The sequence below is a fragment of the Pseudescherichia sp. genome (assembly GCF_031979925.1).
In the GTDB taxonomy this organism is placed as follows: Bacteria; Pseudomonadota; Gammaproteobacteria; order Enterobacterales; family Enterobacteriaceae; genus Pseudescherichia.
In genome coordinates, this window is the sequence record NZ_DALZFB010000001.1 from 542,229 (window position 1) to 561,949 (window position 19,721).

At 57.7% G+C, this 19,721-nt stretch carries 18 protein-coding genes and 1 pseudogene; 14 read left to right on the top strand and 5 right to left on the bottom strand.

Annotation, left to right across the window (positions count from 1 at the left end):
- Positions 1–10 precede the first annotated feature (10 nt).
- Positions 11–244: a DUF2526 family protein gene (locus RTM13_RS02680; protein ID WP_312209879.1), complete on the top strand. Its 234-nt coding sequence runs from the start codon at positions 11–13 to the stop codon at positions 242–244.
- Positions 245–287: 43 nt separating this feature from the next.
- Here RTM13_RS02680 and RTM13_RS02685 read toward each other — a convergent pair whose 3' ends face one another.
- Both RTM13_RS02685 and RTM13_RS02690 read right to left on the bottom strand, forming a co-directional pair.
- Positions 288–737: a DMT family transporter gene (locus RTM13_RS02685; RefSeq protein ID WP_312209881.1), complete on the bottom strand. Its 450-nt coding sequence runs from the start codon at positions 735–737 to the stop codon at positions 288–290.
- On the bottom strand, positions 734–1,252 hold the full coding sequence (locus tag RTM13_RS02690) for an N-acetyltransferase family protein (protein ID WP_312209883.1): 519 nt from the start codon (positions 1,250–1,252) through the stop codon (positions 734–736). Before RTM13_RS02690 ends, RTM13_RS02685 begins: the two co-directional genes overlap by 4 nt.
- A 129-nt stretch (positions 1,253–1,381) precedes the next feature.
- On the opposite strand from RTM13_RS02690, the gene RTM13_RS02695 reads away from it, so the two are divergent.
- From RTM13_RS02695 to RTM13_RS02705, 3 genes are all read left to right on the top strand, one after another.
- Positions 1,382–2,419, top strand: coding sequence for an NADP-dependent oxidoreductase (locus tag RTM13_RS02695; RefSeq protein ID WP_312209885.1), 1,038 nt, complete (start codon positions 1,382–1,384; stop codon positions 2,417–2,419).
- 253 nt (positions 2,420–2,672) lie between these two features.
- Entirely contained in the window at positions 2,673–3,338 is a 666-nt protein-coding gene (locus RTM13_RS02700; protein WP_312210129.1) for a GntR family transcriptional regulator, read from the top strand.
- A 174-nt stretch (positions 3,339–3,512) separates the two neighbouring features.
- A complete protein-coding gene (locus tag RTM13_RS02705; RefSeq protein WP_312209887.1) occupies positions 3,513–5,063 on the top strand; it encodes a methyl-accepting chemotaxis protein in 1,551 nt (516 codons plus the stop codon).
- A gap of 54 nt (positions 5,064–5,117) precedes the next feature.
- On the opposite strand, the gene pqqU is transcribed toward RTM13_RS02705, so the two are convergent.
- A complete protein-coding gene (gene pqqU, locus RTM13_RS02710) occupies positions 5,118–7,226 on the bottom strand; it encodes a TonB-dependent receptor PqqU (protein WP_312209889.1) in 2,109 nt (702 codons plus the stop codon).
- Between the two features lie 236 nt (positions 7,227–7,462).
- On the opposite strand from pqqU, the gene RTM13_RS02715 reads away from it, so the two are divergent.
- Entirely contained in the window at positions 7,463–8,524 is a 1,062-nt protein-coding gene (locus RTM13_RS02715; RefSeq protein ID WP_312209890.1) for a YncE family protein, read from the top strand.
- A 62-nt stretch (positions 8,525–8,586) separates the two neighbouring features.
- Here the strand turns inward: RTM13_RS02715 and ansP are convergent, their stop codons facing one another.
- A complete protein-coding gene (gene ansP / locus RTM13_RS02720) occupies positions 8,587–10,083 on the bottom strand; it encodes an L-asparagine permease (RefSeq protein ID WP_312209891.1) in 1,497 nt (498 codons plus the stop codon).
- 386 nt (positions 10,084–10,469) lie between these two features.
- On the opposite strand from ansP, the gene RTM13_RS02725 reads away from it, so the two are divergent.
- The 9 genes and pseudogenes from RTM13_RS02725 (at position 10,470) to pptA (ending at position 19,061) form a co-directional block, all read left to right on the top strand.
- Entirely contained in the window at positions 10,470–11,504 is a 1,035-nt protein-coding gene (locus RTM13_RS02725; protein ID WP_312209893.1) for an LLM class flavin-dependent oxidoreductase, read from the top strand.
- Complete coding sequence (locus RTM13_RS02730; RefSeq protein ID WP_312209894.1) at positions 11,483–12,604, top strand: amidohydrolase; 1,122 nt, start codon at positions 11,483–11,485, stop codon at positions 12,602–12,604. Before RTM13_RS02725 ends, RTM13_RS02730 begins: the two co-directional genes overlap by 22 nt.
- Positions 12,605–12,630: 26 nt before the next feature.
- A pseudogene (locus RTM13_RS02735) lies at positions 12,631–14,899 on the top strand (NtaA/DmoA family FMN-dependent monooxygenase).
- 10 nt (positions 14,900–14,909) lie between these two features.
- On the top strand, positions 14,910–15,416 hold the full coding sequence (locus tag RTM13_RS02740) for a GNAT family N-acetyltransferase (protein ID WP_312209896.1): 507 nt from the start codon (positions 14,910–14,912) through the stop codon (positions 15,414–15,416).
- 9 nt (positions 15,417–15,425) lie between these two features.
- Positions 15,426–16,355: an amino acid ABC transporter permease gene (locus tag RTM13_RS02745; RefSeq protein ID WP_312209898.1), complete on the top strand. Its 930-nt coding sequence runs from the start codon at positions 15,426–15,428 to the stop codon at positions 16,353–16,355.
- On the top strand, positions 16,339–17,112 hold the full coding sequence (locus tag RTM13_RS02750; RefSeq protein ID WP_312209900.1) for an amino acid ABC transporter ATP-binding protein: 774 nt from the start codon (positions 16,339–16,341) through the stop codon (positions 17,110–17,112). The genes RTM13_RS02745 and RTM13_RS02750 overlap by 17 nt, the downstream gene beginning before the upstream one ends.
- A 9-nt stretch (positions 17,113–17,121) precedes the next feature.
- Positions 17,122–18,015 (top strand): transporter substrate-binding domain-containing protein, encoded by an 894-nt coding sequence (locus RTM13_RS02755; RefSeq protein ID WP_312209902.1) that lies wholly within the window; start codon positions 17,122–17,124, stop codon positions 18,013–18,015.
- A 304-nt stretch (positions 18,016–18,319) separates the two neighbouring features.
- Entirely contained in the window at positions 18,320–18,793 is a 474-nt protein-coding gene (locus RTM13_RS02760; protein ID WP_312209904.1) for a GNAT family N-acetyltransferase, read from the top strand.
- Positions 18,794–18,830: 37 nt separating this feature from the next.
- Positions 18,831–19,061 (top strand): tautomerase PptA, encoded by a 231-nt coding sequence (gene pptA, locus RTM13_RS02765; protein WP_312209906.1) that lies wholly within the window; start codon positions 18,831–18,833, stop codon positions 19,059–19,061.
- A gap of 35 nt (positions 19,062–19,096) precedes the next feature.
- Here pptA and RTM13_RS02770 read toward each other — a convergent pair whose 3' ends face one another.
- Entirely contained in the window at positions 19,097–19,672 is a 576-nt protein-coding gene (locus tag RTM13_RS02770; protein ID WP_312209908.1) for a flavin reductase family protein, read from the bottom strand.
- Positions 19,673–19,721 lie beyond the last annotated feature (49 nt).

Genomic DNA, 19,721 nt, shown 5'->3' on the forward strand with positions numbered 1-19,721 from the left:
AGGAGAGGATATGTCGCATTTGGAAGAGGTGGTCGCACATGTGGATGACGTTATCAAGGAGAGCGTGATTGCGCATATGAACGAGCTGCTGGTCGCGCTCAGCGATGACGCAGAGCTGAGCCGGGAGGATCGCTACGCCCAGCAGCAGCGTCTGCGCAACGCCATCGCCCACCACGGGCGCCACCACAAGGAAGAGATGGAAGCGCGTCGCGAACAGCTCACCAAAGATGGCGTTATACTCTAACCGTAAACGCCGGGCGGCGCTCACGCTTGCCCGGCTTGCGCCGCTACCACTGGCGTCTGGCCACTAACCACGCGCCAATCACCAGCAATACCGCTCCGCATACCGGGCCGATCAGCGCCCTCAGCGGTACGCCGTGGCTTTTTACCAGATCCATCACCAGCCCGCCGATCAGTTGACTGGCGACCAGCACCGCGATAGTGGTTGCCGCGCCGACATACTGATAGCCGCTGATGCTGGCAAAAACAAAGAACGACCCGAGCAGACCGGGGATCAGCGTCCACCAGCGCACCGTTGCTGCCAGCTCGCTAAATCCAGCCAGCCCATATTTCATCAGCAGAATCGAGACAAACAGAACGATACCCACCAGCGAGTTGAGCAGCATCGCAATCAGCACGGTGGAAGAGGACTGGGTGATGCGCACCATAAGCGTATTTTGCACCACCAGCCCGATACCCGCCGCTGCCAGGAACAGCAGGGTCAACGACTGGTTCATGCAATAGCATCCGGTTCACTGCGATCGTCCAGCTGCAGATGCATAAAGGTGAGATCAAGCCAGCGGCCAAACTTGGTGCCGACCTGCGGCATTTGGGCGGTGGTCACAAAGCCTAGCTTCTCATGCAGATGAATAGAGGCTGCGTTCTGCGATTCGATCCCGGCAACCATCACGTGCTTACCGATGCGTTTTGCCTCCTCAATCAGGCGGACCATTAGCGCCTGGCCCAGGCCTTTCCCCTGATGATCCGGGTGAATATAGACCGAGTGCTCTACCGTGTGGCGGAAGCCGTCAAAGGCGCGCCAGTCGCCGAAAGCCGCGTAGCCGGTGATCTCACCGTTCTCTTCGCTGACCAGCACCGGATAGCCCATGAGGGTACGGGCCTCAAACCAGGCAATGCGGTTGTCAGCGTCAACGGTCTGGTCGTTCCAGATAGCGGCGGTATGCAGTACGGCGTGGTTGTAGATAGCGGCGATAGCGGCGCAGTCGTCTTTGTCCGCGTAGCGAATGGTCATGCTTAAAACCTCAGAGAATATGCACGGAATAGTCTGTTATGAATACTATTACATGACGCAGAATGTCAAAGCAAAGAGAGGCGTAAGACGCTACGCTGAAAGGATGTTTAACCGTCGAAGGAGACTAACGTGAGTCAAGAACAACAGCGTAACCGCCAGTGGCTACTGGCTTCCCGCCCGCATGGCGCGCCGGTTGCTGAAAACTTTCGCCTCGAAGAGAGCGATATTCCTTCGCCAAAATCCGGCCAGCTACTGCTGCGCACCGTCTATCTCTCCCTCGATCCTTACATGCGCGGTCGCATGAGTGATGAACCCTCCTATGCCGATCCGGTCAATATTGGGGATGTGATGTGCGGGGGTACGGTGAGCCAGGTGGTCACTTCTGAGCATCCGGACTATGCCGAAGGGGAGTGGGTGTTAGGCTACGACGGCTGGCAGGCGTATGCCATATCGAACGGCGAGGGGCTGGTCAAGCTGGACAAGAGCCTTGAGCACCCCTCCTGGGCGTTGGGCGTGCTGGGAATGCCCGGCTTTACCGCCTACATGGGGCTGCTGGACATTGGTCAGCCTAAGTCAGGTGAGACGCTGGTCGTTGCGGCGGCAACCGGTCCGGTCGGGGCGACGGTCGGGCAGATTGGCAAGATCAAAGGCCTGCGGGTGGTGGGCGTCGCGGGCGGCGAAGAGAAGTGCCGTCACGCCGTCGAGACGCTGGGCTTCGACGCCTGTATCGATCATCACGCCGATGACTTTGCCGAACAGCTAAAACACGCCTGCCCGCAGGGAATCGATGTCTATTATGAAAACGTCGGTGGTAAAGTGTTTGATGCGGTGCTGCCGCTGCTGAATACCGCCGCCCGGGTGCCGGTCTGTGGCCTGGTGAGCGGCTATAACGCCACCGATCTGCCGCCGGGGCCTGATCGCCTACCGCTGCTGATGGGCACGATTTTGAAGAAGCGTATCCGGATGCAGGGATTTATCATTACCCAGGATTACGGCGACCGTATCGACGAGTTTCAACAGGAGATGGGTAAATGGGTTCAGGAGGGCAAAATTCACTATCGCGAGCAGATCGTTGATGGTCTGGAAAATGCGCCGGAAGCATTTATCGGTCTGCTGGAGGGCAGGAACTTTGGCAAGGTTGTCATTCGTGTAGCCAGCGAGAAATAAAGTTAAGCAGCACTAAAATGCTTAATAAAAAATCAGGCAATTTTATTAATTATTGTCTTTAATTAAGCATAGCTACATCAGCGAAGCGTAAGTTTCGCTGATGTATATTAATATGCATAATTAATAACTTTTAGTTCTAACGTTTTGCGTTAATCCAATACCAGGCATCTCTATACCTACTATATCTTATGGTTCGTGTGCGAATAATCACACGATTGGGTGAAAAGTAATAAGTATTCGACAGGACATGAATATGCTTGATTTGGAAAAAGCGCAGCGTCTGAGCCTCACTCAGCAGGTTGAAGTTAGTTTAAAAAATGCATTAATCGTCGGTGCGCTCAAGCCAGGCGCACGGCTGATTACAAAAGAAATTGCTGACCAGCTCGGAACCAGTATTACCCCCGTGCGCGAGGCGTTATTACGTTTAGTCTCCTCGGGCGCGCTGCATGCCACTCCAGCGCAGGCTTTTTTGGTTCCGGAAGTGAGCCAGCAGACCCACCGTGAGATAACCGAAATACGTAAGCAGCTTGAATCAATGGCCGTCAGTGCTGCCTGCAGTAAAATGACCGATGATAAACTTGGACAGCTGCGGCTGCTGGCTAATACCTTTAACGAAGCCAGACTGGGCGGGAACGTGGAACAGGCGTTGCAGGCCAACCGAAGCTTTCGCTTTCGCCTTTACGAATATGCTGAGATGCCGACGCTGCTATCGCTGATCGAGCAGCTGTGGGTGCGCATTGGGCCTTGCTTTAATCACCTCTATCCGGTCTCTGAAGAGCTGGCTCACGGTCATCATGATTATGTTGATCTGTTAGATGCCCTGGAGAGGGGCGATAGCGATGCCAGCCAGAAGTCTATTCTCTGCGTCATTGATATGGGCGTGAACATTGTTCAACCGCAATTTAAAGGTGCACCTTAGCTCCTCTGTTAAGATTGCTTTGTAACAGCTTCCCTGAGGAGTTTGCATCAGGGAAGCATCACCATCACATTTTTACTATTCTCTCTGCCGATCGCGTTAATTACCCTCCACCATTGCCGATAACCCTTTTATGCGCAGTTGGGCGCTAACATTATGCTTGGGCAAGGAGAGGGTATGTTTTTAAACCGACGATTACGCGATATCACCATCAGCAAAAAACTGTCGGTGGGATTTGGTCTGGTTCTGCTGCTGGTGGCAATTGCCACGATCCTCAGCGTTATGCGTTTTAAAGAGATCCGCAGCGTTTATGATAAAACTAACCTGATTTATAATATTAATATTGAAGTATTTCAGGCCAAGATAAATCGGCTGAAATACTTTTATAGCGGCGATGAAAAATCGGGTCAGGCGCTGGCAAGCTATGTTAACCACGCCGCTGAGCTTACCGCCTCCGCGAAAGATCTTGCCTGGACCGAGGCTGAAACAGCGTTGCTCCATACCCTTGAGGCGCATCTTGGCGACTTTCAGACCAGCGTAAGCGCTATGCAGAGCGCAACTGCCGCGCTCAATCCGCTCCGTGCCGACGGAAACCAGGCGGGCAGCGCAGAGATGCAGCAGCTTCAGGCCGCTGAGGATCGGGTCAAAGTTGCCGGGGATAACAGCAGCGCCGATATCAAACTCATTATCGCCTCGGTTAAGGCCCATAACGATGAGCTGGCCTACAGCTCAAGCACCGTGACCGCCGTGATTGGCGGCGTCGCCATTCTGATCGGTATTATTGTTTCCTGGTGGGTGATCCGCCAGATTACCCGGCCGGTGCAACACAACCTGAGACTGGCAGAGCGCATTGCCAGCGGCGATCTCAGCTCGATGATAGAGGCTCAGGGCGGCGACGAGCTGGGTAAACTCACCGGGGCGATGGCGAAGATGAATCTCCGCCTGCGGGAGATGATCCACGAGGTGCGCAGCAGCGTTGCCCAGGTCTCCCACGCGGCCAGCGAGATAGCCGACGGCAATACCGATCTCTCCTCCCGTACCGAGCAGCAGGCGGCAGCGGTGGTGCAGACTGCCGCCAGCATGGAGGAGCTAACGGCGACGGTGAGGAACAATGCCGATAACGCCCGCCATGCCAGCAAGCTGGCCGCCGAGGCCTCCAGCACTGCCAGCCAGGGCGGCAGCGTCATGCGCGACGTGGTCAATACCATGGGCGATATTCACGCCAGCTCGCAAAAAATTGCTGATATTACGGCGGTGATCAACAGCATTGCCTTCCAGACCAATATTCTGGCGCTGAACGCGGCGGTGGAAGCTGCGCGGGCGGGTGAACAGGGGCGGGGCTTTGCGGTGGTGGCCAGCGAGGTGCGCAGCCTCTCCCAGCGCAGCTCCCAGGCGGCAAAAGATATTGAACAGCTGATTGGCGAGTCGGTATCCCGCATCAGCACCGGCAGCGAGCTGGTGGCGAAGGCGGGGCAGACCATGGAGCAGGTGGTCGACGCGGTGACCCGGGTAAACGATATTATGGGCGAGATCTCCTCCGCGTCGGAAGAGCAGAGCCGGGGTATTGAGCAGATTGCCCGTGCGGTAGGCGAACTGGACAGCACTACCCAGCAGAATGCCACCCTGGTCAGCGCCTCGTCGCTGGCGGCGGGATCCCTGGAGGAGCAGGCGCAGCTGCTGGCCCAGCTGGTGGCGGCGTTCCGTCTGGATCGGCCGGTGACAGCCTAAAAAAAATGCCCGGCAGCATTTTAGCTACCGGGCATCAGCAGGGACTAATAAGCGTTATTCGAAGCGGTACGCCACGGAGAGGCCTACGCCGTAGTTACGACCCGGAGCCGGTTCGTAGTAGCGACCGTTAGATTCGTTAACGATTACCGACCCGACATACTCTTTGTCGAACAGGTTATCAACACGGCCAAACACGTCCAGCATCCAGTTGTTGTAGTTGAACTTATACCCGGTGTTCAGACCCACGGTGGTGTAGGACGGCGCTTTCGCCGTGTTCTCATCGTTGGCTTCGATGTCGCTCATGTAGCGCATATCAGCCCCCGCATACCAGCCGCTCTCCGGCACGTAGCCGAGAGAAGCAAAGCCCATGTTACGAGCAATGCCCGGCATCCGGTTACCGTTGCAGTCGTCATCCCCGCAGACGTTGGTGCGGTAGGTGGCATCCAGATAGGTCCACGCCATCTTCACCCGCCAGTCGCCGGCAAACTGCTGATCGAGAGAGAGCTCCGCACCCTGACGACGGGTTTTCCCGGCGTTTTTATAGGTGGTGCGTCCGCCGCTGCTGGTATCGGTCACGATCTCGTCATTAGTCATGGTCTGGAACAGCGCTGCGGTGAACAGGCCGTTGCCGACTCGGGTCTTGCTGCCGATCTCATAGGTGTCGTTGGTCGACGGCTTGAGGTTAAAGTTCAGACCGCTCTGGTTGTTCGAGCGGTAGGAGAGCTCGTTGATGGTTGGCGTCTCAAAGCCACGACCTGCGGCGGCGTAGACGTTCCAGGCATCGGTCACGGCATACTTCAGTGCACCGGCCGGGAGCCACTCGTGGTAGCTCGCTTCGCCGCTGTCGTCGCCGTTACCAGCGGTTACGTAGCGATCGTTGGAGTCAAACCACACCGAGCTGTAGCGTACCCCGGCATCCAGCGAGAGTTTGTCAGTCAGCTGCCAGCGGGACTGCATGTAGGGATCGGCGTTCCACATCAGGTTACGTTCGTTACGACGCAGGTTACCTTTTTGACCATACGCTGGCGTGCTGCCATCCATCACGAAGTTTTCATAACCTTTACGATCTTCGCTCATGTTTTCGTAGTTCAGACCGGTAGTAATGGTTACCGGCACCAGCAGCTCGCCACGGTGGGTCCAGCGGGTATCGATCCCCTGATAGTGGCGGCTTAGGTCGATTACTCCGCCCGCATGGGTCGGATTGAGCTGCGGCGCGCGCGGAATCGACTGGTACTGGGTGGTTTCGCGCTCGCCAGCGTACATCATCACGCTTAAGTCATCCTGCTCGCTCAGCTGACGCTCGTAGCGCAGGCCAGCCTGGGTCTGCTTGATGGTTTTGCGGGTGTTGTACTGGTCGGCACGCGGAGCCTGGTGCGGATCCTGCTTCCACTCCTGCTCGGTCAGGCCGCCCGGATCGTCCGCTTTGATATCGACGCTGTTAAAGATCAGGCTCAGCTTGCTGACGTCATCGATACGCACGCCGAGCTTGGCGTTAGCGAGGTTCTTACGTGCGCCGCTGTGGTCGCGATAGCCGCTGGTAATGAAGCGGGTAGAGGAGACGGTATAGTCCACGTCGCCTGCCTGGGTACCGTCTCCGGTTGCACCGGTGGCCTTCAGGCCGTAGCGCCAGCTACCGTAGCTGCCGTAGTAGCTGCTGGCTTCAATAGTTGTGGGCTGCTGGCCGGTTTCGGTGGTGACGTTAACCACGCCGCCGGAGGCGTTACCGTACAGGGCGGAGAAAGGGCCGCGCAGGACTTCCACGCTCTCGACGCTATTGAGATCGATATTGGAGGTCTGACCCTGGCCGTCCGGCATGGTTGCCGGGATGCCATCGACATACATACGGATGCCGCGCACGCCATAGGTGGAGCGGGAGCCAAAGCCACGCATAGAGAGCTGGAGATCCTGAGCGTAGTTCTGACGGTTCTGGATCTGCAACCCTGGCACGCCGGTCAATGACTCAGAGAGGTTAACGCGTGGAGCGGCATGACGCATCTCCTCCCCGTTAACCACGCTGACGGCAGCGGGCGTATCCAGTTCGGATACGGTTTGCGGCGTGGCGCTGACGATCAGGGTCTGCTCTTCTGCGGCGAAAGCGTAGCCGCAGGCGGTGGGCAGCAGCAGAATCGGAAGTGTAGCGCGTGTAATAGGAGTGATTTTCATTAAAGGAACCGGTTAAATAAACGAACCAAATGGAACATGTGTGCACATGTTACTGTTTTTGTAAAAATTATGAAAACGATAACGGCACGTAGTGTTAAGCGATGTATCAGGGTGTGTATGGAGAAATTATGGAGATTATGGCCAACCTCGCAAGAAAGACTCTACATTTCATCAATTAATGATTATTATTCGCATTTGTAACATACGAATGGGTTAGTTAATCAAAGGGAGTCGTCATGTTTTTACGTCAATTAAGCTCGCCGCGCCTGCGTGGTTCACTGTTCCTCGGTTCACTGCTGCTGGCAGGTACGTTCAATGCCAGCGCGGCGGAAGAGATGCTGCGTAAGCCGGTGGGTAAGGGCGCATACGAAATGGCTTTCAGCCAGCAGGAGAACGCGCTGTGGGTCGCTACCACTCAGAGCCGTAAGATGGATAAGGGCGGGGTGATCTACCGTCTCGATCCCGCTACGCTGAATATCACTCAGGCCATCCACAACGATCTGAAGCCGTTCGGCGCGACCATCAATAATCAAACCCAGACGCTGTGGTTCGGCAACACCACTAACAGCGCGGTGACGGCCGTCGACGCGAAAACTGGCGAAGTAAAAGGCCGTCTGGTGCTGGACGATCGCCAGCGCTCTGAGACGGTGCGCCCGCTGCAGCCGCGTGAGCTGGCGGTGGATGAGACCACCAATACCGTTTACATCACCGGCATTGGCAAGGAGAGCGTGATCTGGGCCGTGGATGGCGAAACGCTGAAGCTGAAAAATACGATTACCGGCACGGGCACTTTCAGCACCGGGCTGGCGATTGATGCCGCGGCGAAACGCCTCTACACCACTAACGGTGACGGCGAGCTGATTACCATCGATACCGTCAGCAATAAGATCCTCTCCCGTCAGAAGGTGCTTGACGATGGCAAAGAGCACTTCTATCTCAACCTGAGCCTCGACACCGCCGGTCAGCGCGCGTTCATCACCGACTCGAAGCAGGCTGAGGTGCTGGTTGTCAATCTGCGCGATGGCAAGGTGCTGGCGAAGGTTGCTGCGCCGGAGTCGCTGGCCGTGCTGTTTAACCCGGCTCGCAATGAAGCCTACGTCACCCACCGCAAGGCAGGTAAGGTGAGCGTGATCGATGCGAAGAGCTATAAGGTGGTGAAGAGCTTTGATACGCCGACCTACCCGAACAGCCTGGCGCTCTCCGCCGATGGCAAAACGCTGTACGTGAGCGTGAAGCAGGCGTCGACCCGCGAGAAAGAGGCCACCGATCCGGATGATGTGATCCGTATTGCGCTGTAACGTCTAATGAAAAATGCCCGACAGGATTGCCGGGCATTGTTTAAAAAAGAGCTTTGCCAGGATTAGCTGGATGTTTTCTCAACCAGCACGGCGCTTTCTACCGTCTCTTCCACGTGCACCGGTGCGGTGCTTTGGATCTCATGCACCCGCTTGCGCACGCCATACCAACCTGCCACCAGCAGTACCGCCAGTACCGGAATCGAGGCAATGGTATAGGTCCCGTTCGGGTAATCGAACGCCATCAGCACCAGCACGCTCAGCAGGAACAGCAGCGTCAGCCAGGAGGTCACCGGCGCACCCGGCAGCTTGAAGCTCACGTCAGCGGCTTTGCCCTCTTTAATGGCTTTACGCAGGCGCATCTGGCATACCACAATGAAGGCCCACGAGGCGATAATGCCCAGCGCGGCTACGTTCAATACGATCTCAAACACGCTGGCCGGAACCAGATAGTTCAGCACTACGCCAAAGACGTAGATCGCCAGCGTCGCCAGGATGCCCGCGTAGGGAACATGCTGCTTGCTCATTTTGGACATGAACTTCGGTGCAGAGCCACCCATCGACATGGAGCGCAGAATACGGCCCGTCGAGTAGAGGCCCGAGTTCAGGCTGGAGAGCGCGGCGGTCAGCACCACCATGTTCATCACGTCGCCGATGTACGGCACGCCCAGCTTGCTGAAGAAGGTCACGAACGGACTCTGCCCGGCCTGGTAGGCGTTCCACGGCAGCAGCAGTACCAGCAGGACCACAGAGCCAACGTAGAACAGGCCGATACGCCAGATCACGCTGTTGATGGCTTTTGGCACCATGGTCTGCGGATCTTTACACTCGCCCGCCGCCGTACCCACCAGTTCAATAGAGGCGAAGGCGAAGACTACGCCCTGCACCAGTACCAGCGCTGGCAGCAGGCCGTGCGGGAAGAAGCCGCCGTTATCGGTAATCAGGTGGAAACCGGTTGTGCCGCCGTCCAGTGGCTTGCCGGTGCCGAGGAAGATGGTCCCCACGACCAGGAAGACCACGATAGCCAGCACCTTAACCAGCGCAAACCAGAACTCCATCTCGGCGAACCACTTTACGCCAATCATGTTCATGGTACCGACGATCGCCAGTGCACCGAGGGCAAACACCCACTGCGGCACGTCACCAAACGCGCCCCAGTAGTGCATATAGAGCGCAACGGCGGTGATATCTACGATGCCGGTCATTGCCCAGTTGATAAAGTACATCCATCCTGCGACGAACGCCGCTTTCTCACCGAGGAACTCACGGGCGTAGGAGACGAAGCTCCCGCTGGAGGGGCGATGCAGTACCAGCTCGCCCAGCGCGCGCAGAATAAAGAAAGAGAAGATGCCACACACCAGATAGACGATGGCGAGGGAGGGGCCTGCCATCTGCAGGCGTGCGCCCGCACCGAGAAATAACCCGGTACCAATTGCGCCGCCGATAGCGATCATCTGCACCTGGCGGTTACCCATCGCCTGCTTGTAACCCTCTTCATGAGAGTTAAGCCAGCGGCGTTTTGCAGCCTGATGCTCTGCTGCGCTGTTGTTGCTGTTTTTCATTGCGTTACCTGTTGACCTGTCTGAATCATCGAGGATGTTTTCATCCGGCCAGGGCGAAACAAACGTTTGCCCTGGCGAATAAATATGCTGTCTTTCCCGCTATTTTGCGGATGGATAAGACGAAACATGGCGCAGCATCCTACCCGCAATTGATTAGCGACGCAAAAGATACCCAGCGAAAAAATGAGAGCTGTCGCGTGAATTTGTGTGGTCAGAGGAGAGGCCATGTCGATACGATTCAGCGCCGCAGGAGTGACTTTGTCAGAGCGCGCGCAGGATGGCCGCGACTTAGCCACTTTTTAGCTAATTAAATGTAAATTAATTGTTTCACAGACGTTTCCTGACCTTTTACTAATAGGGACATGTTTCCTCATCTGAGCGTACGCATGTCATATCGAATTAGTCTGCTGGATAAAAGCCCCATCGCCGATGGCGAAACGGCAACGGAAGCGCTGGCCCGTACCTTGCAGCTGGCGCAGCTGGCCGAGGAGTGGGGCTATCACCGCTTCTGGATCGCTGAACATCACAATACCTCCCAACTGGCCAGCCCATCACCGGAGCTGGTTATCGCGTGGATCATCGGGCAGACCCGACGTATCCGCGTCGGCTCCGGCGGCGTCATGCTGCAACACTACAGTCCCTACAAGGTGGCGGAAAATTTTAACCTTCTCGCCACGCTGGCACCGGGACGTATCGATCTCGGGGTAGGCAAAGCGCCTGGCGGCCTGCCGCTCTCAACCCGTGCGCTTCAGCAGGGATTGGATCCGGAGCGCGCGGGCACCTTTGCCGACAAGCTGGCCCAGCTCGACAACTGGCTTTCTCTCTCGGTTAACGATCGGCAGCAGGAGAGCCTGCTGGCAACGCCGGTTCCGTCCCACCGCGCCGACGGTTTTCTGCTGGGTGCGAGCGTAGAGAGCGCCCGCCTGGCGGCCAGCCTTGACTGGAATTTTGTCTTTGCCGCACATCTGAACGGGGATAAGGCTCTGTTGCGCGACGTGCTCACGGCCTGGCAGGCCCATAGCCAACGCAGCACGATAGTGGCGGTGCAGGCGATTGTGGCCGACAGCGATGCCGAAGCGCAGGCGCTGGCTCAGGAGATTGAGCTATGGGGCGTGGAGCTGGAGAACGGCCAGCGCGTCACGGTAGCCAGCCAGGAGCAGGCCCAGGCGTTTGCCCGTCAGGCGGGCAGCCCGGCGAAGCAGATTGCTCGCCGTGAATCCTCGGCGCTGGTGGGCACGGCGCAGACAGTGCTGGCCGGGCTGAACGCGCTGCACCATGCGTGGGGCATTGACGAATTTATTATCGACACGCCGATTACCGGCGGCGCGGCGCGAATTAACTCCCTGCGCCTGCTGGCGGAGGCGTGGTCGCAGGAGAAGCAGGTGACGGAGGAGGCAGAATGCAGTTTGCACAACAGCTGATTGAGTGGCGACGTGAGCTTCATCAGTACCCGGAGCTGTCGCTGCAGGAGTTTGAGACAACGCGACGGATCCGCCAGTGGCTGGAAAACGCCGGGCTACGGCTGTTGCCTTACGATCTGCCCACCGGCGTGGTAGTAGAGATCGGCAGCGGCGAAAAGATTATTGCGTTGCGCGGTGATATCGATGCGCTGCCTATCGACGAGGCCAGCAGCGTGCCGTTTAGCTCGAAAAACGCCGGGATCATGCATGCCTGCGGACATGACGTGCACACCACCGTGATGCTTGGCGCAGCGCTGCTGCTCAAGGAGAACGAGCACCGGCTGGCGGGCAGGGTGCGCATTCTGTTCCAGCCAGCTGAAGAGAATTTTGGCGGCGCGAAAAGGCTGATTAACGCAGGCGTTCTGAATGGCGTCAGCGCAATCTTCGGCATGCATAACGAACCCGGCCTGCCGGTGGGCGTCTTTGCGACACGCGGCGGCCCGTTCTACGCCAACGTCGATCGCTTTGTCATTGGCGTTAAGGGCAAGGGGGCGCACGCCGCCCGGCCCCATGAAGGCAACGACGCCATCCTGCTGGCGAGTCAGCTGGTTAACGCCCTGCAGAGCGTCGCCAGCCGCAACGTTAACACCCTCGACTCGGTGGTACTCAGCGTGACGCGAATTGCTGGCGGAAATACCTGGAACGTGCTGCCAGAGACGGTGGAGCTGGAAGGCACCCTGCGCACCCATGACGTAGAGGTTCAGCAGCAGGTAAAGACGCGTGTAAACGAGATTGCCGCCGGGCTGGGGCAGGCATTTGGCGCGGAGATCGCTGTCAGCTGGTACGACGGTCCCACCGCGCTGGTTAACGACGAGCGCTGGGCGGCCTTTGCGCACGACGTCGCCGACCGGTACGGCTATGAGACCCAACACGCCGGGCTGCATATGGGTGGGGAGGATTTTGCCGTCTATCTCCAGCATATCCCTGGCGCTTTTGTCAGCATCGGCAGCGCCAGCGAATTTGGCCTGCATCACCCGGCGTTTAACCCTGACGAAGCATCGATCGAAGGCGCGGCGCGCTACTTTGCGCTACTGGCTGAAGAAGCGTTACTGCAACCCTAACAGGATGATTTATGGCGACTGAAAAACTGACGACGACACGACAGCTAAGGCTGGGCACGATTTTGCAGGGCGCATCGGGAAACATGTCTGCCTGGCGTCATCCGGCAGCGGTGGCCGATGCCAGCATCAACTTTGCGTTTGTGAAAGAGACCGCCCGCAAGGCCGAGCAGGGAAAGCTGGACTTCCTGTTTGTAGCCGATGGGTTGTACATCAATGAGAAATCAATTCCGCATTTCTTGAACCGTTTCGAGCCGCTGACGGTGCTCTCCGCGCTGGCCAGCCTGACCACTCATCTTGGGCTGGTGGGGACGCTCTCTACCTCCTACAGCGAACCGTTTACCGTCGCACGCCAGTTTGCCAGCCTCGATCACCTCAGCAATGGCCGGGCAGGGTGGAACGTGGTGACCTCACCTCTGGAAGGTTCGGCGAAGAACTTCTCCCGGAACAAGCACCCCGATCACGCGCTGCGCTACCGCATCGCCGATGAGTATCTGGATGTGGTGAAAGGGCTGTGGAACTCCTGGGAAGAGGACGCCTTTGTTCGTAACAAAGAGAGCGGACAATTTTTTGAGCCGCAAAAGCTGCACACCCTCAATCACAGCGGGGAGTTTTTCCAGGTGGCCGGGCCGCTCAACATTGGCCGCACGCCGCAGCATCGTCCCATTATTTTCCAGGCCGGGGCCTCAGACGATGGCAAAAAGCTCGCCGCCCGCCACGCCGACGCCATTTTTACCCACCATGACACTCTGGAGGAGGCCAAAGCCTTCTATCGCGACGTGAAGCAGCAGCTGGAAGCTAACCATCGCCTGCCTGAGGACCTCAAGATATTCCAGGGCGTGAGCATTATCGTCGGGGACAACGACACCGACGTCGAGGCGCAGTATCAGACTACTGCCGCGCTGGTGTCGATAAACGATGCCCTGAACTACCTTGGCCGCTACTTTGAGCACCATGATTTTAGCCAGTATCCCCTCGACGAGCCTTTCCCGGACGTAGGCGATTTGGGCCAGAACAGCTTTCGCAGTACCACCGATGAGATTAAGCGTAACGCCCGGGAGCGCAATCTGACCCTGCGTCAGGTGGCGCTGGAGAGCGCCTCGCCACGTCCGCGCTTTGCCGGCACGCCGGAGCAGGTTGCCGACGGCCTCCAGCGCTGGTTTGAAGAGCGGGCTGCCGACGGATTTATCATCCAGGGCGGTACGCCGGAGAGTTTTGCCCACGTGGTGGATCGCGTGGTGCCGATCCTTCAGACGCGAGGATTATTCCGCACCGACTATCCCGGCACCACGCTGCGCGAAACGCTGGGTTTATCCATACCTGATAATCAATTTATAAAATAATAATTTAATAAGGGAATACGCTATGCAGAGATCAACGCTACTCCTGGCCATTTCGCTCGCCGTTGCCCCGTTGGCGTGGGCTGACAGCGTCAACATTAACGGCACCGGCGTTAGCCTTGAAGCTAACAAAGCGCCCATCAATACGGCCAAAAATGCCCAGGCGGTGGCGGAGCTGCCTCAGGGCTACCGCTTCGCCCAGCCGGGCAAGTTTACCGTGGCAGTGGCCGCGTTGAATTCTCCTCCGCTGACGGTCTTCTCCGATGACAACAAGACGCTGTTGGGCAGCGAGGTGGATATTGCCCGGCTGGTCGCTGACAGCCTTGGCCTTGAGCTGAACGTAGTGCCGACCTCATGGGAGGACTGGCCCCTTGGGGTCTCGTCCGGCAAGTATGACGCCGCCATCAGCAATATTACGGTTACCAAAGAGCGTAAAGAGAAGTTCGACTTCGCCACCTACCGCAAAGATTCGCTGGGTTTCTACGTGAAGTTCACCAGTTCGATCAAATCTATTGAGAAAGCCGAAGATATCGCCGGGCTGCGGATCATTGTGGGATCGGGAACCAACCAGGAGGCGATCCTGCTGGCGTGGGATAAGGCTAACCAGCAGAAGGGGCTCAAGCCGTTTACCCCGGTATACACCAAGGATGATGCCGCCCAGACGCTGGCGATCCAGTCCGGCCGCGCCGATGCCTTTTTCGGACCGAACGTGATTGGCGCATGGAAGGCGGCGCTGACTAACAAGACCAGGCTAGTGGGAAGCGTTGACGGCGGCTGGCCAAAGGCGGCACACATTGCGGTAACGTTGAAAAAGGGCAGCGGGCTGGTGGAGCCGGTGCAGACTGCGCTTAACGGCGCGATCAAAAGCGGCGACTACGACAAGGTGCTGGCCCGCTGGGGTGAGGGGGTGGAGCGTATATCCACCTCGGAGATCAACCCGGCTGGCCTGGGCGACTAAGGAGAGAGCCATGCGCGAACGTTTTCGTGATCTCCCGATGGATGCTCCCGAGCTGCAACCGATCATTGAGGGGCTGTTTGGCGAATACGCCGCCCGCTATGGAGATTACTTCTCCAAAGATGCAGAGGTGGAGCTGAATGAGTGGTATCTGCCGCCGCAGGGGCTGTTTCTGGTACTCGAGCGCGATGGGGAGATTATCGCCACCGGGGCCTACAAGCCGTTCGATGAGCAGACGGCGGAGATCAAGCGTATCTGGACCCAGCGCACCCTGCGTCAGCAGGGGCTGGCCGGACGCATGATGCAGGCCCTGGAACAGCGAGCGTCCCTTGCAGGCTATCGGCAGATCTTTCTTACCACCGGCTTCCGCCAGCCGGAGGCGGTAAAGCTCTACCTGAGCCTGGGGTATGAGGCCCACTTCGATCTCCACCGCGATCCCGAGGAGTATAGCCTGCCGCCCTATGACGGACGGCTGCGCTTTACCAAAACGCTGGATGTTGCTCTGCGCCATTCTGCCTGAGGAAAAAAGATGACCACACCTGAAACCATTAAAGTGATCCCTGCCCGCTATCCGCTGCGCACCGTGGGCGCGCTCGTGGCGCTATTCGTACTGGCAGTAGTGGTCCAGTCCGTTGCCTTTAACCCGCGCTGGGAGTGGAGCGTGTTTGCCCGCTGGTTCTTTGATCCGGCGATCCTCTATGGCGTCGGCCAGACGCTGCTGCTGACCCTGCTGGGAACGGTGCTCAGCGTGATTATCGGTGGTCTGCTGGCACTGGCGCGCCTCTCATCCTCGTGGCTGCTAAGCAGTCTTGCCTGGGGCTACATCTGGCTGTTTCGCTCCCTGCCGCTGATTGTGGTGCTGATTATTCTCTATAACTTCTCCTATCTCTACGACACGCTGACTATCGGCATTCCCTTTACCGCCATTAGCTGGGGGCAGTTTGAGACCATCAATGTACTGGGACAGTTCTCAACGGCGGTGGTGGGGCTGACGCTGGTCCAGAGCGCCTATACCGCTGAGATTATTCGCGGTGGGTTTTTAGGCGTCGATCACGGTCAGTACGAGGCCGCTGCTGCCCTGGGCTTACCGGCGTGGCGGCGCACTCTGCGCATCATTTTGCCCCAGGCGCTGCGCACCATTCTGCCGTCGGGCTTTAACGAGATCATCAGCCTCGCTAAGGGAACGGCGATGGTTTACGTGTTGGCGATGCCGGAGCTGTTTTATACCATCCAGATGATCTACAACCGTACCCAGGAGGTGATCCCCCTGCTGATGGTCGGCGCGGTGTGGTATCTGGCGATCACCAGTGTGCTGTCGATTATTCAACACCTTGTGGAGCGCGCCCTGGCCCGCAGCGAGCGCCGTTCGGCTATCAACGCCGCGCCGCGCGCCTCCCGTGTGGCCTCTCCAGCAACCCACGTTAACGCCCAGGAGCCTGTTCATGCCCACCTCTCATAATGGTCATATCTCAATTACCGGCGTCAGCAAATACTTTGGTCGCCACAAGGCGTTGGATGGCATCTCGCTGGAGCTGCCTCCCGGATCGGTAACGGTGATCCTTGGCCCCTCCGGCTCGGGAAAGTCGACGCTGCTGCGGGCTATCAACCATCTGGAGCGGGTGGATGAGGGCTTTATCCAGATCGACGGGGATTACATCGGCTACCGACGGGAAGGTGACCGCCTCTACGAGCTGAAAGAGAAAGAGATCCTGCGCCAGCGCATCAACGTTGGCTACGTCTTTCAGAACTTCAATCTCTTTCCGCATCTGACGGTGCTGGAAAATTTGATTGAAGCGCCCATCGCCCATAAGCAGCTCAGCCGCAAAGCCGCCGTCGAGCGGGCCTACGAGTTGCTGGACGTGGTGGGCCTGCGCAACAAGGCTGACGCCTGGTCGCGCCATCTCTCCGGGGGGCAGCAGCAGCGGATCGCCATCGCCCGGGCGCTGGCGCTGCGTCCACGGGTTATGCTGTTTGATGAGCCGACCTCGGCCCTCGATCCCGAGCTGGTGGGCGAGGTGCTGGACGTTATCAAAACCCTGGCCCGCTCCGGTACCACTCTGGTGGTGGTCACCCATGAGATTGGCTTTGCCCGGGAAGTGGCGGACAAGGTGGTGTTTATGGTGGACGGAAAGATCGTCGAGCAGGGCAGCAGTGAGGCGGTGTTAAACCGCCCGCAGCATCCTCGCACCCAGCAGTTCTTATCAAAAGTGCTTTAAGGAGCCAGTATGAAACAGGGACTATTGGTGCTGCTGCTGGTGAGCGCCGGGAGCTATGCTCAGGGAACCATCGACCTTACGGCAAATGAAAAACCGCTCCACGCCGAGCGTGACGAGGCGGCGGTAGCGAAGATCCCCGCTAACTATCGATTTGTGGAGCCAGGGACGTTGACGGTGGCCGTCTCCGCGCTTAACTCGCCGCCTCTGGCGCTGCTGGCCAGCGATAACCGCACCCGGGTAGGGAGCGATCCGGATATCGCCAGACTGCTGGCCGACAGCCTTGGGCTAAAAGTTAAAATCATTCCCACTGCCTGGGAGGACTGGCCGCTCGGTATTTCGTCTGGACGTTACGACGTGGCGCTGGTCAATATTGCCGTTACCGAGCAGCGCAAAGAGAAGTTCGATTTCGCGACCTACCGCGTCGACTCGCTGGCTTTTTCAGTGAAGTCTACCAGCAAGATTGCGGCGGTAAACAAGGCGGCGGATCTGGCCGGGTTGAAGGTGATTGTCGGTTCCGGCACCAATCAGGAGAAAATCCTGCTCGGCTGGAATGAAGAGAACCGGGCGGCCGGACGCCAACCGGCGCTGCCGGTCTATCTTACCGATGATGCCTCTGCCAACCTGTTTATCCAGTCGGGCCGGGCCGACGTCTTCTTTGGTCCGCAGTCGGTGGCCTCTTATAAAGCAGCGCTAAACGGCAATACGAAAGTGGTCGGTCTCGGCCCTAAAAAAGCCTATGTCGCGACAACAACCAAAAAGGGCAACGGCCTCGCTACAGCGCTACAGGCGGCGCTTAACGGAGCAATAGCCCGCGGCGAGTATCAGAAAGTGCTTGCCCGCTGGGGGGAGGAGGGGGAGGCGGTTACCGCCTCCGTAGTAAACCCGCCGGGGATTGTTTACTGATGAAAAGCTCCCCGGCTCAAGGCGCTATGGCCGTTGCTATAGAGGAGAAGATAATTTGTACAGTCGATCACAAGGTCTTCCCGCCCGGTTCACATTAGCGTGTGGATTAAGTGAGCAGCATGATGAATAATGGTAGAAATGCTTTTGAGAACAGGTTGATACTGCGTGACCACGCCTAAAATCTCTCGCCCGCAGCCGCCTCGGGCACCCACTCTTGATGACGTTGCTCGCGTTGCTGGATTGTCCTCGATGACCGTCAGCCGGGCTGAGCGCGAGTCGGCTTAAACAAAATGCAGGAGGATAAGTGGTAACGTTCCGAGTCCCAACCAGCCGTGAGTTTTCGGCTTTTGTTGACTATTTTATCCCGGATTATGCCGCCGAGATCGTCAGCAACTATCGCCTCTCAGAAGTGGATGCTGTTGAGCAGGCGCGTCGCGAGCTGGAAGCCAGTTTCCCTGACGGCGAGAAGAGTGCGGGGCAGGTACTCCTCTGCATTATTCTGAGTGCGCCTGAGAAAGAACACCACATCGGTTATCTCTGGTACAAGCCGGATACGCAGTTACATTCAGCCTGGATCAATGACTTCTACCTTTTCCCTGCGTTCCGGGGAAAAGGTTTTGGCAGCGAAGCGATGAAGCAGCTTGAGGTGCGCCTGATGGAAGAGGGCTGTAAGCAGATTAAACTGCGGGTGGCTGCTGGAAATTTGCAGGCCAGACGGGTTTATGAGAATAACGGTTTTAACGTAACCGGCATCAATATGAATAAAGTGCTGGGCTAACAGCCCAGCCAGACGCTTAATAAACGAGGAGTTTGCTATGCCGCATATCGATATTAAATGTTTCCCACGCGACCTGACCGACGAGCAGAAAACCGCGCTGGCGGATGATATTACCGCCGCGATTGTCCGCCATCTCAACAGCAAAGTGAGTTCGGTGAGCGTTGCCCTGAGCCAGGTCCAGCCGGAAGACTGGAAGGCGCAGGTGTGGGATAGGGAGATCGCCCCGCAGATGGCAGAGCTGATTAAAAAGCCGGGCTACGACATGTAGTTTGCTCTCCCTGCCGTTAGCGGCAGGGAACACGGCTATTTATCGATAACGCTCATCTGTTTACCGCTGGTGACAAAGGTTCCGCCGCCAAGGTGGTGCAGGGTATTGAGCTTGTCATCATCAAACTGCCAGCGGCCGTTTATAAACGCCCGCTCGTCGGCCGCAGCGGCAACCACCTCGCCAAACAGGGTATCGTACTTCTCCTGCGCGGCAGTGGCCGGCAGCAGGCGGCACTCCATCCACGCCAGACAGCGCTCCTCAACCACCGGCAGACCTAACACCGGGCCGGATATGACCGGTATACCGTAGCAGTTAAACTTATCCTCATCGCGCCCGGTGACGCTCCCTACCGCATAGGTCCAGTTTTTAGCGGCTACGCCGGGAACCACGATGCCGAACATGCCGCTGCGCTCAATCAGCTCCCGCGACCAGGCGCTCTTATCGATCACGATAGCGATGCGCGGCGGGGAGAACTCCACCGGCATCGACCAGGCTGCCGCCATAATATTGCGGCGATCGATCTGCTCGTCCCGGCTGGTGATCAATACGGTTGGACCGTGGTTAAGCAGGCGGCTGGCGTGCTCCAGGGCAACGGGGCGGAAATAGCTCATTGTGACTCCTTATGGTGACCTTGCTGCATTAAAGGCTGCATAGCCAATT

Coding starts and splice junctions, on each gene's coding strand:
- RTM13_RS02690 (WP_312209883.1), bottom strand. CDS start 1,252: ATGACCATTCGCTACGCGGACAAAGACGACTGCGCCGCTATCGCCGCT.
- RTM13_RS02700 (WP_312210129.1), top strand. CDS start 2,673: ATGCTTGATTTGGAAAAAGCGCAGCGTCTGAGCCTCACTCAGCAGGTT.
- RTM13_RS02745 (WP_312209898.1), top strand. CDS start 15,426: ATGACCACACCTGAAACCATTAAAGTGATCCCTGCCCGCTATCCGCTG.
- RTM13_RS02705 (WP_312209887.1), top strand. CDS start 3,513: ATGTTTTTAAACCGACGATTACGCGATATCACCATCAGCAAAAAACTG.
- RTM13_RS02770 (WP_312209908.1), bottom strand. CDS start 19,672: ATGAGCTATTTCCGCCCCGTTGCCCTGGAGCACGCCAGCCGCCTGCTT.
- RTM13_RS02725 (WP_312209893.1), top strand. CDS start 10,470: ATGTCATATCGAATTAGTCTGCTGGATAAAAGCCCCATCGCCGATGGC.
- RTM13_RS02715 (WP_312209890.1), top strand. CDS start 7,463: ATGTTTTTACGTCAATTAAGCTCGCCGCGCCTGCGTGGTTCACTGTTC.
- ansP (WP_312209891.1), bottom strand. CDS start 10,083: ATGAAAAACAGCAACAACAGCGCAGCAGAGCATCAGGCTGCAAAACGC.
- RTM13_RS02685 (WP_312209881.1), bottom strand. CDS start 737: ATGAACCAGTCGTTGACCCTGCTGTTCCTGGCAGCGGCGGGTATCGGG.
- RTM13_RS02680 (WP_312209879.1), top strand. CDS start 11: ATGTCGCATTTGGAAGAGGTGGTCGCACATGTGGATGACGTTATCAAG.
- pptA (WP_312209906.1), top strand. CDS start 18,831: ATGCCGCATATCGATATTAAATGTTTCCCACGCGACCTGACCGACGAG.
- RTM13_RS02755 (WP_312209902.1), top strand. CDS start 17,122: ATGAAACAGGGACTATTGGTGCTGCTGCTGGTGAGCGCCGGGAGCTAT.
- RTM13_RS02740 (WP_312209896.1), top strand. CDS start 14,910: ATGCGCGAACGTTTTCGTGATCTCCCGATGGATGCTCCCGAGCTGCAA.
- pqqU (WP_312209889.1), bottom strand. CDS start 7,226: ATGAAAATCACTCCTATTACACGCGCTACACTTCCGATTCTGCTGCTG.
- RTM13_RS02730 (WP_312209894.1), top strand. CDS start 11,483: ATGCAGTTTGCACAACAGCTGATTGAGTGGCGACGTGAGCTTCATCAG.
- RTM13_RS02750 (WP_312209900.1), top strand. CDS start 16,339: ATGCCCACCTCTCATAATGGTCATATCTCAATTACCGGCGTCAGCAAA.